Here is a 15,030-nt window from a genome sequence, read left to right as displayed (position 1 = left end):
TCATTTCATGGTTGCCAGTATTGAATGCTCAGAACAAACCATAGGCCTCGGTTTCTTCCGGTTCATATTGCTGCAAGTGGTCTGGGCGAAAGATGGCGCTGGGGTCGAGTACCAGGCTATGTTGCTCTCCTTGCTTAATCAGCCCTTTCATCATCTTGCGGGTTTGCGGATCGATTTCAAAACCCATACTGGTCATTTCATGCAGAGACTTGATGTCCGACTCATCGCAGTGAATATTGTCCTCGACCTGATCAACCAACAGACCAATGTGTGGCCGCTGGCCATCCTGGGTGGTGAAGACAATAATGGGTTTGTGGTCCAGAATGATTTGATCCCGGGCTGATTCAAACAGACGGATGAGCTTCATAAAGGTGGTCGCCTTTTCTTTTTCCAGCAATCTCAGAGCTTCATCTTTATCACCCTTGGCATTGATGGTTAGCAGCTTATCGGCGAGCGTATGGAGTTTATTGTGGGGCTCCTCAAAGCGCGCCAGCAGCGTGCGTAAGTCTTCATTGTCGGTTTTAAAACTGTAGTACCATTTACCAAACGCAGATTGCTTGGGGTCTTTGGCCTGGGTAAAAGGCTGGTCGTTATAGATGCAGCGTTCCAGCTCAGCAAGCCAGGCTTTTTGATCTTGCTCTCGTTCTTGCAACATAGTGACCAGAGACTTGTTAATATCGTAGGACGACTGGTTATTTAATATCAAGCCCAGATCAAAGATGGGCGTCGGTGTGCCCATATAATCCTTCACGCCCATAAAGCTGGGATTATCATTGGGCAAAGAGGTGAGGTTGCCTTCGTAACGCTCTGTAAGCAGGATATCCAGTATTTTTAGTGAAATGGTTTTTTTCCCTACCCGAAAATTGATTAAATCCATGTCTGCCTCTGTACGTTTACCTGATGCTCTAAGCATAGACATTATTGAAAGTAAGATCGATACACGCGGGGTTTATTCTCTTTCTCTGTGAGGCCGAAAATATACCTGATCGCTTTATCCTCTGTCAGCACCTGTTGCAAGGCACCAGGCAGACACCCTCGGGTTATCGGGCGCGGGCAATGCTTGAGTGCTGCTGTAAAAATGGCAGCATTGAGAAAGCCCTCAAACACCTGCGGACTGGTCTGTAGCCCTTGCTCGCGTGCCAGCTTTCGGAACAAATCGCATAATTCAGCCTGACAAGCCTGAAGGGCTGGCACGACTTCACTGATCATCAGGGTAGGTGTGCTGGTGAGCTGGGCAAACAGGGCTCTGGACGAGGTAAAGGAGACTCCGCTAAAGGTTCCCTTAAAGCCCCGATGCATCGCCTTGTCTATGAATATCGACAGCGGTTGATAAGTGCCAATCATGGCGACAGCGGTAGCCTCGCTGCGCATGATAACTTGGAGTGCTTTTTTAATATCGGCACTGTTGCGCCGAAACCGGGCGATCACGGTCGGTTGCATGCCCCGATCTGCCAGGGCCCGGCGAAAGCTTTTTTCCAGTGTCAGGCCAAACTCGTCAGCCTGGATAAACAGTGCAATGTGCTTGTGCCCCTGTTCGTCAACCAGATAAGTAACTTGTTCACTGGCTTCACCCATATAACTGGCGCGCCAATTAAAGACCGGAAAAGGGGGGTCGTGGCGCAGAAAGTCCGCACCGGTAAAGGGCATCAAAAAAGGCAGTTGATGGTGCGTCAGAATAGCCTGGATGGCATGAGCGGTGGGTGTGCCCATATTACCAAACAACGCCATAACCTGATGCTGTTCAATTAAATAGCGCGTATTGACCACAGTGCGGTTGGGTTCATATCCGTCGTCCAGTACCACCAATGAGATAGTAGGGTGGGTTTTATTCGCACGGCTATTCGCATAATTAAAGTAAAGATCTGCGCCTTGCCTGAGTTGTTGGCCAATATCTTTGGCGGGCCCGCTCAATGCGACTGACATGCCAAGCCTGAGCTCCTCATCGGCGATAAGCTCAGGGCTGCCCAGCAGGGCGATGCAACAGCTCAGGGTTGAGATTAATTTCAGCATGCACTTCCGTCACAAGTGACCGCATGGCGGTCTGTCGTTGTTTTTTTGTAGCCAAATTCAAAGCTTCTTCTAATACTTTTGGCGGGTGACGTTGTAATAATAGCCGAATCACTAAGGCTTGGGAACTGGCTGATAATCGGTCCAGCAGATCGGGTCGACACTTGAGCAGCTCAGTAACCAGGGCTGCGATCTGTTGTTCACCTGGCGTACTGTTCGTAAAGTAGCTTAACTGGGCTAACAAGAGGGTATCGGGCGCATAGCGCGGGAGTGTTTTATACAGCTCTGTCACCAAGGTACAGGGAAAATCACGATATAACTCGCTGAGCTGATTGAGCAGCAGGTGTTTGAACCATAGTTGGAGTGGTTCGAGTTGGATATGTTTATTAAGAGGTTTAATCACCAGCAGTGCAAATTCACCGCTGGCTTTATCTTGCTTAAATCCCAATTTAACGGGCCGGTACTGATGATGTTGCCAAAACCTGAGTAGCTGTGCATTACAGCCAAAGCTGCTGCCAAAGTAATCAACCTGGTTAGTGAGTTGCTGCTCTGCAAAGCGCAGTAGCTGACTGCCAATAAGCTGTCCTTGTTGCTGCGGTGACACGGCAATGCGCACCACCCGGGCACCACGACGTTGTGCCAGCTCCGGATTACCAGTGAGCTGAGCGAGCTGTTGTGCCATTAAATGCCCGGCCGGGCGACGCGTTGTTGCGGTTATGTCCTGACTGAGGGCGGTGTCAAAGCCGCCTTCCAGCTTGAGCAGACACACCGCCACCACGCTGCCTTGCTGACGGGCAAGGTACAAGCGGTTATGTGGGCTGTCGAGCAGCTGGCGCAGATCGTTCACCGAAGTTTGGTAGTGCGCCAGCACCAGCAAAGCAAAAACCTGAGACAGGGTGTCTTCATCCGCTGCCAGTTGTGCACCTGAGCATGACTCGAATGTGCAGGGTGCCGACGGTGACGGGGGTTGTCGATAATCGCAATCCAGGGCAAACAGCTGGCGCAACCGGGCTTCAAGCGGATCCCCTTCGCTGTAGCGGATTGGTAGACTGAGTGACAAGTTCAGACGCTGCGGATGAGCGTGTTCAAGTTGCCTGGCAAAGCGTAGCGTATAACCCCGGCCATTGCCTTCATAGCCAATCAGGGTGCTGGAAAACACCACTTTAGGGTAAGCGCCTAACAATGACATCAGCATGGGCACGGGAATAGCCGCGGCCTCATCAACCAGCAACACATCACAGCTCGGGCGTTGTGCAAGAAGCTGATCGGGTGGCATAAAGCGCAGGTTGGCAAGCTGGTTGAGCTTATCGCTGACCGGCTCATCCAGTGCCGCGCCGAGATGAACAAAGCTGTTGTGTACCGCGCGGCGCTGCTGCGCGCACAGAATAAAGGTCAGATCGGGCAGGCTGGCTGCCAGCTTGCCCAGTAACGAGGATTTGCCCCGACCACGATCAGCGCTGAGTAACACGGGCCCGGGTGCAGGCTGCGTTAAGTGGGCTGTCAGCTGAGTAAGCGTGTTTTGTTGTTCACTGGTGTCTGGCGTTGCTTGCGGCGCGTCATAGTGCTGTGGTAGTAAGTCGCCCTGTGATTGACTAATCTGCCATACTGAGTTGCTGGTTAGCAGGCGCTGCCAGCGCTGCAGATAAGGACTGAACTGTGTCGTTTCGTCATAAGACAGCCAGCGCGTCAATGTCGGATCGCACCAGCTATGCCACTGAGATAACTCCGGGGCGAGCAAAATCAACAGACCACCAGCTTGCACTGTGCCTGCGGCGGCAGCCAGTTTATTTGGTAACACTCCGCTGTAGAGGTCGTAAACGACGCAGGAATATTCCTGGCCCAGCACCTGATGCAGGTGTTCAGGCCAGCGGGCGCCAGGCAGTTGTGTATGCTGACTCAGTACTAATGCTGAATCAGCCAGAGTAGGGAACAAACGCTGTACTTCGTTGTAAGTCCAGTGCTGTTCGCCGCTTATCAGTAAAAGCTGACGATGCCGAGCCTGCGCAAGTTGTGTGAGCAGGCGCGCAAGCTTAGAGTTCTTGCAGTCTGGCATAGGCAGTCACCAGCCATTTGCTGCCGACATCGTCAAAGTTAACCTGAATGCGTGACTGTGCGCCGCTGCCTTCGTAATTGAGTACCGTGCCGGCTCCAAATTTGGCATGTAATACGCGCTGGCCCAGGCTGAAGCCGCTGTCTTCAAACACGGCATGGCTCACCGAGCTGCTGAAACGACCACTGGGTGCCGGGCGAGATACTTGCGTCTTGATGCGAATTTCTTCCAGGCAGTCTTCGGGGATCTCGCGTAAAAAGCGCGACGGGCTGTGGTATTTTTCCTGACCATAGAGGCGACGGCTTTCCGCATGACTGATATAGAGCTTTTCCATTGCCCGGGTCATGCCCACGTAACACAGGCGGCGCTCTTCTTCGAGGCGACCGGATTCTTCATGGCTTTGTTGTGACGGGAACATGCCTTCTTCCACGCCCACCATAAAGACCAGTGGAAACTCCAGGCCCTTGGCCGAGTGCAGCGTCATCATCTGTACGGCATCTTCATGCTCATCGGCCTGACCTTCTCCAGACTCCAGCGAGGTATACGCCAAAAACCCCTGCAGTGGCGAGGTAAACTCTTCTTCTACCGGTAGTTCAAACTGACCACAGGCGTTGATCAATTCCTCAAGGTTTTCTACTCGGGCACGGCCTTTTTCACCTTTTTCGGCCTGATACATGGCCAGCAACCCGGATTGCTCTATGGTGGTCTTGGCTTGTTCGGCCAGTTCGAGTTCCATCAGCTTGTCGTCGAGCTGCTCAACCAGTTCAATAAAACGGCGAATAGCGGTGGCGGCGCGGCCAGCCAGGTGCCCTTGCTCCAGCACGGCTTTGGCGGCATACCACAGCGGCAGCGACTCTGCCCGGGCGCAATCACGAATATGGCTCAGAGTTTTGTCGCCAATGCCACGAGCCGGGGTGTTGATCACCCGTTCAAACGCGGCATCATCATTGCGGTTGCTGATCAAGCGCAGATAAGACAGGGCATCTTTGATCTCCTGGCGTTCGAAGAAGCGCATACCGCCGTAAATGCGATACTTCAGGCCTTCCTGTAACAAAGCCTCTTCCAGTACCCGAGACTGGGCATTGCTGCGATAAAGCACAGCACAGTCGCTCAGTGCGTTGCCGCCCTGCAGCCAGGATTTTACTTTACCGACCATAAACCGCGCTTCATCCAGTTCGTTAAACGCGGCATACACGGAAATCGGCTCACCCTGATTGCCGTCGGTCCAGAGGCTCTTACCCATGCGCTCGGCGTTGTTCTGGATCAGCGCGTTGGACGCTTTCAGTATGGTGCCGGTGGAGCGATAGTTCTGCTCCAGGCGAATGGTTTCTGCGTCAAAGTCGCTCAAAAAGCGTTTGATGTTTTCAATGCGTGCGCCCCGCCAGCCATAAATACTCTGGTCGTCATCGCCTACAATCATGATATTGCTGTCGCTACCTGCCAGCAGTTTTAGCCATAAATACTGAATGCTATTGGTATCCTGGAATTCGTCAACCAGCATATGGCGGAAGCGTTGCTGGTAGTGACGCAGCAAAGTGGGGTATTGTTGCAGTACTTCATAGCAGCGTAGCAAGATCTCAGCAAAGTCGACTAATCCGGCGCGGTCACAGGCATCCTGATAGGCGGTATACACCTGCAACATCAGTTGTTCGTTGACGTCATGGGCGGTAATGTCTTTAGGGCGCTGACCTTCGTCTTTACGCGCACTGATGTACCAACTGAGCTGCTTGGGTGGCCACTTTTTATCATCGATGTTCATCGATTTCAGCAGGCGTTTGATCATTCTTAGCTGATCGTCGGAATCTAAAATCTGAAATGACTCGGGCAGTTTGGCTTCACGATGATGGGCGCGCAAAATACGGTGAGCCAGACCATGGAAGGTGCCGATCCACATGCCGCCTACCGGACTTTGCAAGGTCTCTTCAACCCGGGTACGCATCTCTTTAGCGGCTTTGTTGGTGAAGGTGACGGCAAAGATGCTGTAGGGAGAGGCATGCTCAACCTGCATCAGCCAGGCAATGCGGTGCACCAGTACCCGGGTTTTGCCCGAGCCAGCGCCTGCCAATACCAGCATATTTTGCAGCGGCGCAGCCACTGCTTCACGTTGTTTGTCGTTTAAGCCGTCAAGTAATTCTGATACGTCCATCTTTGCGCCCATCGTCTATATTCAGCGCAAAGTATACCTAGGGCAGGGCACAAAGCCCAGTTTGGTGCGGGTGTTTTGCACTCCTTTAAAACTAACTAAATGATAAGTATGAGGTTTTAAATTCTATTTACCTGTTTTTATATACAGTTACTGATTCAGCACGTCTTTTAGTCGACGCTGCATTTCCTCAACCAGGCGGTCCGGCTGGAACTTTGACAGGAAAACATCACACCCTACTTTTTCAACCATGGCTTTGTTGAAGCTGCCACTGAGCGAGGTATTGAGCACGATATAGAGATTCTTCAGACGACTGTCGTTGCGAATCTCATAGGTTAATCGATAACCATCCATGACCGGCATCTCCGCATCGGTGATCACCGCCATCAGCTCCTGTTCGACATTGATGCCTTCGTCGGCCCAGTGTTGCAATAGCTTTAATGCTTCATGACCATCGGTGGCGGGCAGTACTTCAATGCCCAGCTGGGCCAGAGTATCTGACACCTGGCGACGAGCGGTGGGAGAATCATCAACATGCAAGATTTTTCGTCCCTGGAACTCATTGATGATGTTTTTATCCAGAATATTTTCGGGGATCACCACGTCGTACGCAATGATTTCGGCCAGTACTTTTTCTACGTCAATGATTTCAACCAGCAGTTCCTGATCGCCCCGTTTGAGCTTGGTCAGTGCGGTCAGATAGTGGTTGCGACCAACTGAGCGTGGTGGCGGCATAATATCAGACCAGGTGGTATTGACGATTTGGTCGACTTTACCGACCAGGAATGCTTGGATGGTGCGATTATATTCCGTGATCACCAGGTTACTGTCGCTGTCGTATTCACAGTGCGGCATGCAGATCGCCTGGCGTAAGTCGATCACTGGTATAGACTCTCCCCGTATGGTGGTTACACCTGCTACCTTAGGATGTGCATTTGGCATCTTATTCAGGTGGGGCAGTTTAACGACTTCTTTGACCTTAAATACATTGAGCGCAAACAAGTGTCGGCTGTGCAGATGAAACAACAGTAATTCGAGGCGGTTTTCTCCCACCAATTGTGTGCGTTGATCAACGGATGCTAATACTCCGGCCATAAAGCGATCCTAAGATATGTACCTTCTCTCAGTATATACTTATTAGTAAATAAATTAACACTCTCTGTGCACACTATTTGGGCTTTGGCAGGTTGAGTAGGATTAAGACCGGTGGCTGAAGATGGCCTAGGACCTGTCTCAGTTGCATAATCCTGATTATTCAGTATGGTAAATCAGAGACTTGGAACATAGGAAGGACAATGCCTTTGTTATTTAAGCGCTTGCTGTTGGTATTGCAGGCGCATATTGATCAGGCCAGCTGGCCCTTGATTGGTCTGGCGACACTGTTGCATATGGGGGCAACCTGGGCGCTATTATGGTTCGCTCAGGAGCATGCCTTATTGCCCGTCAGCACTTATATCTATTATTACGTGGTGACCACATCGACCGTCGGTTATGGCGACTTTAGTGCCACAACCGATATGGGACGCTGGGTTGTAGCCATATTTCAAATCCCGCTGGGTCTGGCGCTGTTTGGTATTTTGCTGGGTAAGGTTGGGCAACTAATTACAATTTGGGTAAAACGAGCAATGAAGGGCGATAAAGACTATTCACATCTGAGCGATCACATCATTATTTTCGGCTGGCATGCGACACGCACGGAACGCATGATCGAATATATACTGGCCGACAACAAACGCATAGCCAGGCGCATCGTGCTGGCGGTGTGTGATGAGATGGAGCACCCGCTGTTGCGCTTCACCGAGGTCGACTTTGTTCGCCTGGTAAGTTTTACCGATGATCAGCAACTGAGTCGCACCGGACTGGCTCATGCAGACAAAATCATTGTGGATGGTCAGGATGACGATCAGACCTTTACTACGGCGTTAAAACTGAGCCCACTGGTAAAAACGTCTGCGCACATCAGTGCCCATTTTAACGATGAAACTAAAGCGCAATTATTGCGTCAGCACTGCCGTAATGTCGAGTGCTCGACGGCCATGTCTGCCGAGATCCTGGTGCGTTCGATGCAGGACCCGGGGTCCAGTCGTATTCAGGAAGAGCTGCTATCGACTCTGCATGGTGATACTCAGTTTAGTTTGCAGTTGCCGATGTCATTGGGCGCTCTGACCTTTGGTCAGCTATTTTTGTATTTTAAAGAGCATCACAATGCGACTTTGCTGGGGGTGGCGCACGACCTCAGCGGTCGTGATATGGATTTAAACCCACCTCTGGACTACGCGCTGAAAGGGGGGGATGTACTACATTACATAGCTCCGCAGCGGGTGCTCCATAGTGAGGTGAACTGGGAGCGAGTATGACCGACGAACTGATGTTACTGATGGGCGCGCTCTGCCTGTATTTACTGCCCATAGGGCTGGTTGCAGGCAGCAAGCGCACCCGTGGCCATGAAAAAAATGGCTGGCTGATAGGTACTTTGCTGTTTTCCTGGCTGGCGTTGATCTTGTACTTCTCTATGATCCCCAAGGGGGGAAAACAAAAAAAACATCGCTGAAGTCCAGTGCGCGCTGGCCTGGCGGTGTTACACAGCCCCACCAAGCCGGCAGATATGTGTCCACTCCGCTTCAGTGACTGGCATAATAGATAGCCGGCCGGCTTTTTTCAGCGCCAGCTCGGTGATGGCAGCATCGGCTTTAATTGCCTTGAGTGTCACAGGGCGTGTCAGATGTTGCGCATAGCGCAGTGTTACACCGACCCAGCGTGGGTTTTCCTGGCTGGATTTGGCATCATAATAATCGCTGCTCAAGTCAAACTGGTGGGGGTCGGCCTCAGCGTCCTTAGTTATTGTGGCGATACCCACAACGGCTGGGACTTTACAGCTTGAGTGATAAATAAAGACCTGATCGCCCACTTTTACGTCGTCGCGCAGAAAGTTGCGTGCCTGATAATTGCGGATCCCTTCCCAGAACGTACTTTGCTCCGGGGCCTGATGCAGATCGTCAATGGAAAATGCGTCGGGTTCGGTTTTAAATAACCAGTATGCCATGTCAATTACCTTGTCTGAGGAAGCGGGCAACCAGTTTACCTCACTCTTGCCTGACCCGCTATGTACTCAGTCTATCGTTCAGGGTTAACCACCTGATTTAACTTGCGATGCCTCTCTTTACTTGCACAATAGTGTATAATTATGAGATCAGCTACGAGTGAAAGAGGTGCGCAATGAGTCAGGCATTAAAAGGGTTGCTGGAGCTACTTCAGCTGGAAGAAATTGAACAGGGGATCTACCGCGGTCAGAGCCAGGATCTGGGCTTCCCGCAAGTGTTTGGCGGCCAGGTAATGGGTCAGGCGCTGTCGGCAGCTAAATATACATTGCCAGAGGGGCGCTATGTTCATTCGTTGCACTCGTACTTTTTACGCCCGGGTGATGCCAGCAAACCCATAGTGTACGATGTGGAGAATATTCGCGACGGACGCAGCTTCAGTACACGCAGGGTCAGCGCCATTCAGTACGGCAAGCCTATCTTTTATATGACGGCCTCTTTCCAGGGAGATGAACCAGGCTTATCACACCAGTCTGAAATGCCTGAGGTTCCCGGGCCCGAGGCACTGCGGTCATCGCTGGAGTTTTATCAGGACAAAGCCGATCTGATCCCTGAGCCACTGGTTGCCAAGTTTACGCAACAGATGCCCATTGAAATGCGCCCGGTGGAATTTCACAACCCGTTTCAGCCTGAGGTGATGGAGCCTGTGCGTCATGTCTGGTTTAAAGCCAGTGGCGAGATGCCCGATGATCGCCGTATCCATAACTACTTGCTGGCGTATGCCTCGGATTTTGAGTTTTTACCGACGGCGTTGCAGCCCCATGGCGTATCCTTTATGCAGAAGAATATGCAAGTTGCAACCATAGATCATGCCATGTGGTTTCATCGTCCTTTCCGCATGGACGAGTGGCTGCTCTACAGTGTTGATAGCCCCAGTGCTAGTAATGGTCGCGGTCTGGTCAGGGGTCAGTTCTTTAATCGTCAGGGGGAGTTGGTGGCGTCGACTATTCAGGAAGGGGTTATGCGCCAGCGCGAAGCGCGCTGACGCCGACGGGTTGGTAGTTCGTCCTTTACAGTGTGTCTCGGATGGACTGCCAGATCCTGGCTGGCAGCAGATCATTGAGGTGATCAGACAGGTTTGTGAGCGAGGGCAACGCTGCGATTTTTTGCTGATCAGAAATGTCGATAAAGCCTTGTGCCTGCAGCACACTAATCAGGTTACTCTGCACTTTCTTGTCAAAAAACTCCGGGCTCTTAATGCCATGTAAGGTCCCCAGTCGTTTTGCCAGCACCTCACTTTCGCTCTCCAGCGTAGCACGAGCAATCCCTTTATCTCGCAGTAGCAAGCTGACACTGATGGCATAGCGCTCCAGTGTCAGATGGATCACTTTGCCGAGCATTTCCAGTTGTGCCAGTGCCTTGTTGTCTTTCACTGTAGTGGCGAGGTGGCCATCAAAGTCTATGAGACCCTGCTGAGCGAAGCAGTTCAGCACTTCTGTTATATAGTCTTCACGCAGATCATGCATAAACCACTCTTTGGCAAAGAGTGGGTACAGTGTGCTTAGACGCTCCTGGCACTCAGTAACCGTGACGCTGTAACGGTTAAACAACATCTGAGCAATCACGCTGGGTACGGCAAACAGGTGTAAAATGTTGTTGCGGTAATAATTGAACAGCGTGCGTTCTTTTTCCTTAATGGTGATGATCTCACCCAGCTCATCCTCCAGCACATCGAATTTGTCCAGTTTCAGCGCATGCTTTAGCAGCGCCTCAGCGTCTTCGTCCGGTGCGGTCACATTGGCACTGTAAGGTGCCTGACTTTGCAGGGTGAGGTAGAAGCGTAACTGGGCTAACAGCTTCTGTTTGCTCAGTGCAAACTGTTCATTACACAACAGTATCATGGCCAGCAGGTTGATGGAGTTCAGTGCCGCACTGGCATTAATGTTGGTCATGATTTGGTCTGCGACCAGCGCAACCTGACCGTTCAGCCATTGTGGTTTAACGGCTTCATCCTGGCCAATGGTATCTCGCCAGTCAGCCTGATGTTCATTCAGGTATTGATTCAGGTGGATAGGCTCACCAAAGTTCAGATAGCCGCGGCCATAGTTTTTGAGGTTTTTAATGGCTTTAAATACCCCGGCGACTGATTCATTCTTTTTACTGTTACCTGCCAGTTCCTTCAGATAGGTGTTGATCTCCATGACATGCTCATAGCCAATATAAACAGGCACAATGGAGATGGGGCGGTCGATACCACGCAACATTGACTGCATAGTCATGGCCAGCATGCCGGTTTTGGGTGGCAATAAGCGGCCTGTACGGCTGCGGCCACCTTCGGTATAGAACTTGACGGAATAGCCTTTGATAAACAGTTGGGTCAGATATTCCTTGAAGATGGCGGAGTAGAGCTTGTTACCAGCGAAGGAGCGGCGAATAAAAAACGCACCACAACGGCGGAAAATACCGCCAGCCGGGAAGAAATTGAGATTTACCCCTGCAGCAATGTGCGGCGGCACCAGGCCCTGATGATAAATCACATAGGTCAGCAGCAGATAGTCCATGTGGCTGCGATGACAAGGCACATAGATGATCTCATGACCTTTGTCGGCCAGTTCATGTACGCGTTCTGCATTTTTTACTTCAATGCCGTTGTAGAGTTTATTCCATAGCCAGGTCAGTACGCGATCTCCGACACGGACCATGGCTTCAGAATAGTTGGCTGCGACTTCTTCGAGCAACTCCAGTGCTTTTAGCCGCGCTTCGTCATGGCTCAGCCCTTTTGATTTGGCTTCGTCGGCAATGGCCCTTTTTATGCTCGGTGCAGCCAACAGAGAGTTGAACAAGGCTTCGCGAGAGGGCAACTTGGGTCCTGTTGCGGCCAGCTTCTGGCGGTGAAAGTGCACCCGGGCTACCCGCAGTAATTTGTGGGGTAACTCGTCGACATCTGCTTTGTCTGTCATAAGTTGATCCAGCGCGATGGGAGCGGAAAAGCGTACCAAATTGTCGCGGCCGGAAAACAGCACCACCATGGCCTTGCGTAACCAGCTGGGTGTCAGCGAATGGCTAAACAGGGTACCTAAACCGGGCTTTTCTTTACCGGGATTACGACCCCATAACACAGTCACCGGGATCACTTGTGCTTTGATGTCCGGGTGCGCGCGCAGGGCAGAGAAAATGGCTTTGCCCTGATCAATCGCCGGGCTTGGGCCTGGTGTTTTACTCAGTAGCGGAGTCGGGTTCTTGATGCCGATAAAACGCGGCAGTGTTTTACTTCCCAGCACCTGATCCTGCATCGGGCTTGGCAGTCCCAGCTTTTTACACATCGCATTCAAAGCAGCCAGATCGGCCCGAGAGTTTAGTCGGGCAACATAAAAAGTGGGCAAGTTTGGATCCAGGTCGAACTGCGAGACCGGATCTGTCGGCAACAGTTTGCTCCTGACCAGCAAGCGGTTGGTCCATTGGGCCACTCGGTTGAGCCCCTGAGAAAGTAAGCGCATAGCGGTACCAGATTTGTATTTTTGCTGTATAGAATAACAGGCTTTAACTGGACTGACCATTTGTGTCAGTACAATGACAAGGCTGATGTATGTATTCCCTTGCGTAAAGTATAGACGCCTTGAGCCACTTACAGTGTAGACGCGGCGCAGGACAAATAATTTTGCAATAATTGTTGCATTTATCACCAGTGTCATTATAATGCTCAAACTTTCTGTGATTCGTCACAAGAAAGTCATACAAAGGCCTGGATTTCAGGCACGTAAACAGGAACTCCGATTTGGAGTTCAATGGTAGAAATAGAAGAACAACCGACCTCTTATATTTTGAGATGGCCTCGGCGGTTTTTTTATGCTCTTTTTAAATGCTCTTTTAATTGAGGTTTAAGAATGTCAAATCAACGCATTCGTATTCGCCTAAAAGCTTTTGACCACCGTTTGATTGACCAATCAACGGCGGAAATCGTGGAAACTGCGAAACGCACTGGCGCTCAGGTACGTGGTCCAATCCCACTTCCTACTCGCTTTGAACGTTTCACTGTATTGATCTCTCCGCACGTAAACAAAGACGCGCGTGATCAGTATGAAATCCGCACCCACAAACGTCTGATCGACATCGTAGAACCAACTGACAAGACTGTAGACGCTCTAATGCGCCTAGACCTTGCTGCTGGTGTTGATGTTCAAATCAGCCTGGGTTAATCGAAAGATTAGAGAGGTTTTAGGAAAATGGCATTAGGTCTAGTCGGTCGTAAAGTGGGTATGACACGCATCTTCACTGAAGATGGTGTATCTATCCCTGTGACAGTTATCGAAGCGACTCCTAACCGTGTTACTCAGATCAAATCTGACGCAACAGACGGTTATAACGCGCTTCAAGTTACTGCAGGCGAGAAAAAAGCAAGCCGTGTAAACAAACCAGAAGCGGGTCACTTCGCTAAAGCTGGTGTTGAAGCGGGTCGCGGCCTGTGGGAATTCCGTCTTAACGGCGGTGAAGGTGAGTTTGAAGTAGGTGCTGAGCTTACTGTTGAGCTATTCAACGAAGTAAACAAAGTAGACGTTACTGGTACTTCAAAAGGTAAAGGTTTCCAAGGTGGTGTTAAGCGCTGGAATTTCAGCACACAAGACGCTACTCACGGTAACTCTCTATCTCACCGTGCTCCTGGTTCAATCGGTCAAAACCAATCACCTGGTAAGGTGTTTAAAGGTAAGAAAATGGCTGGTCAAATGGGTAATGTGCAAACAACTACTCAGAACCTAGAGCTAGTACGTGTTGACGCTGAGCGTAATCTGCTATTAGTTAAAGGTGCAGTACCTGGCGCTATCGGCGGCGACGTTATCGTTAAACCAGCTGTTAAAGCTTAAGTCCTGGAGATTTAGTGATGGAATTAGCAATTAAAGGCGCTGGTGCGCTTGAAGTTTCCGAAGCTACTTTTGGACGTGAGTTTAACGAAGCATTAGTACACCAAGTAGTTGTTGCTTTCGCAGCAGGTGCTCGTCAGGGTACTAAAGCTCAGAAGACACGTTCTGAAGTTGCTGGTGGTGGTAAAAAACCATTCCGCCAAAAAGGTACTGGCCGTGCACGTGCTGGTACAATCCGCAGCCCAATCTGGCGCAGCGGTGGTGTGAGCTTTGCAGCTAAGCCGCAAGATCACAGCCAAAAAGTTAACCGTAAGATGTATCGCGGTGCGATCAAGAGCATTCTTTCTGAGCTTGTTCGTCAAGATCGTCTGGTAGTTGTTGAAGAATTTGGTCTGGAAGCACCAAAGACTAAAGAACTAGTAGCTAAGCTGAAAGAGCTTGAGCTTAAAGACGTACTAATCGTGACTGAAGAAGTAGATGAGAATCTATTCCTTTCTGCACGTAACCTGTACAAGGTTGACACGCGTGATGTAGCTGGCATCGACCCAGTAAGCCTAATCGCTTTCGATAAGGTACTGATTACTGCTGCTGCTGTTAAGCAACTTGAGGAGGCGCTAGCATGATCCGTGAAGAACGTCTTTTAAAAGTAATCCTTGCTCCACACATCTCTGAGAAAAGCACCATCTCTGCTGAAGAGAACAACACGATTGTTTTCAAAGTAGTTAAAGATGCAAACAAAGCAGAAATCAAAGCTGCTGTTGAGAAGCTTTTCGAAGTAGAAGTAACAGGTGTTCGCACGCTAAATGTTAAGGGTAAAACTAAGCGTACAGGCATGCGTTTCGGCCGTCGTTCAGACTGGAAGAAAGCCTACGTTACTCTTAAAGAAGGCAGCGAGCTAGACTTTGTCGGCGGCGCCGAGTAATAAGGGGAGTTAGA

General features: G+C 50.6%; 14 protein-coding genes. 7 read left to right on the top strand and 7 right to left on the bottom strand.

The window, feature by feature from the left end; translation table 11 throughout:
* Positions 1-28: 28 nt before the first annotated feature.
* From NH568_RS16085 to NH568_RS16065, 5 genes are all read right to left on the bottom strand, one after another.
* Positions 29-877: a chemotaxis protein CheW gene (locus tag NH568_RS16085; RefSeq protein ID WP_253048744.1), complete on the bottom strand. Its 849-nt coding sequence runs from the start codon at positions 875-877 to the stop codon at positions 29-31.
* Positions 878-918: 41 nt separating this feature from the next.
* Positions 919-2,010, bottom strand: a complete 1,092-nt coding sequence (locus NH568_RS16080; RefSeq protein ID WP_253048742.1) for an ABC transporter substrate-binding protein — start codon at positions 2,008-2,010, stop codon at positions 919-921.
* Positions 1,955-4,060: a GNAT family N-acetyltransferase gene (locus NH568_RS16075; protein WP_253048740.1), complete on the bottom strand. Its 2,106-nt coding sequence runs from the start codon at positions 4,058-4,060 to the stop codon at positions 1,955-1,957. The genes NH568_RS16080 and NH568_RS16075 overlap by 56 nt, the downstream gene beginning before the upstream one ends.
* Positions 4,038-6,203 (bottom strand): DNA helicase II, encoded by a 2,166-nt coding sequence (gene uvrD, locus NH568_RS16070; RefSeq protein ID WP_253048738.1) that lies wholly within the window; start codon positions 6,201-6,203, stop codon positions 4,038-4,040. The genes NH568_RS16075 and uvrD overlap by 23 nt, the downstream gene beginning before the upstream one ends.
* 147 nt (positions 6,204-6,350) lie before the next feature.
* Positions 6,351-7,295: a chemotaxis protein CheV gene (locus NH568_RS16065; protein ID WP_054016996.1), complete on the bottom strand. Its 945-nt coding sequence runs from the start codon at positions 7,293-7,295 to the stop codon at positions 6,351-6,353.
* A gap of 200 nt (positions 7,296-7,495) precedes the next feature.
* Between NH568_RS16065 and NH568_RS16060 the strand changes: the two genes are divergently transcribed.
* Positions 7,496-8,557: a potassium channel family protein gene (locus NH568_RS16060; protein ID WP_253048736.1), complete on the top strand. Its 1,062-nt coding sequence runs from the start codon at positions 7,496-7,498 to the stop codon at positions 8,555-8,557.
* On the top strand, positions 8,554-8,751 hold the full coding sequence (locus NH568_RS16055; protein ID WP_046004895.1) for a hypothetical protein: 198 nt from the start codon (positions 8,554-8,556) through the stop codon (positions 8,749-8,751). Before NH568_RS16060 ends, NH568_RS16055 begins: the two co-directional genes overlap by 4 nt.
* Positions 8,752-8,778: 27 nt before the next feature.
* Here the strand turns inward: NH568_RS16055 and NH568_RS16050 are convergent, their stop codons facing one another.
* Entirely contained in the window at positions 8,779-9,243 is a 465-nt protein-coding gene (locus NH568_RS16050) for an EVE domain-containing protein (protein WP_253048734.1), read from the bottom strand.
* A 173-nt stretch (positions 9,244-9,416) separates the two neighbouring features.
* Here NH568_RS16050 and tesB point away from each other — a divergent pair, with 173 nt between their 5' ends.
* On the top strand, positions 9,417-10,283 hold the full coding sequence (gene tesB / locus NH568_RS16045; protein WP_054016993.1) for an acyl-CoA thioesterase II: 867 nt from the start codon (positions 9,417-9,419) through the stop codon (positions 10,281-10,283).
* Positions 10,284-10,308: 25 nt separating this feature from the next.
* Here the strand turns inward: tesB and plsB are convergent, their stop codons facing one another.
* Positions 10,309-12,735, bottom strand: a complete 2,427-nt coding sequence (gene plsB / locus NH568_RS16040) for a glycerol-3-phosphate 1-O-acyltransferase PlsB (RefSeq protein WP_253048732.1) — start codon at positions 12,733-12,735, stop codon at positions 10,309-10,311.
* A gap of 387 nt (positions 12,736-13,122) precedes the next feature.
* Between plsB and rpsJ the strand changes: the two genes are divergently transcribed.
* The 4 genes from rpsJ to rplW are packed head-to-tail and all read left to right on the top strand — an operon-like array spanning position 13,123 to position 15,016.
* Positions 13,123-13,434 (top strand): 30S ribosomal protein S10, encoded by a 312-nt coding sequence (rpsJ, locus tag NH568_RS16035; protein ID WP_005495349.1) that lies wholly within the window; start codon positions 13,123-13,125, stop codon positions 13,432-13,434.
* A gap of 27 nt (positions 13,435-13,461) precedes the next feature.
* On the top strand, positions 13,462-14,097 hold the full coding sequence (gene rplC, locus NH568_RS16030) for a 50S ribosomal protein L3 (protein WP_049863778.1): 636 nt from the start codon (positions 13,462-13,464) through the stop codon (positions 14,095-14,097).
* A 17-nt stretch (positions 14,098-14,114) separates the two neighbouring features.
* Entirely contained in the window at positions 14,115-14,717 is a 603-nt protein-coding gene (rplD, locus tag NH568_RS16025; RefSeq protein WP_010386164.1) for a 50S ribosomal protein L4, read from the top strand.
* Complete coding sequence (rplW, locus tag NH568_RS16020) at positions 14,714-15,016, top strand: 50S ribosomal protein L23 (RefSeq protein WP_049863779.1); 303 nt, start codon at positions 14,714-14,716, stop codon at positions 15,014-15,016. The genes rplD and rplW overlap by 4 nt, the downstream gene beginning before the upstream one ends.
* The last annotated feature ends 14 nt before the right edge of the window (positions 15,017-15,030 follow it).

This window comes from Pseudoalteromonas sp. XMcav2-N (genome assembly GCF_024124545.1).
Classification (GTDB): Bacteria; Pseudomonadota; Gammaproteobacteria; order Enterobacterales; family Alteromonadaceae; genus Pseudoalteromonas.
Note: the sequence above shows the minus strand (reverse complement) of the source record. Positions and strands in the feature narration are given on the sequence as shown.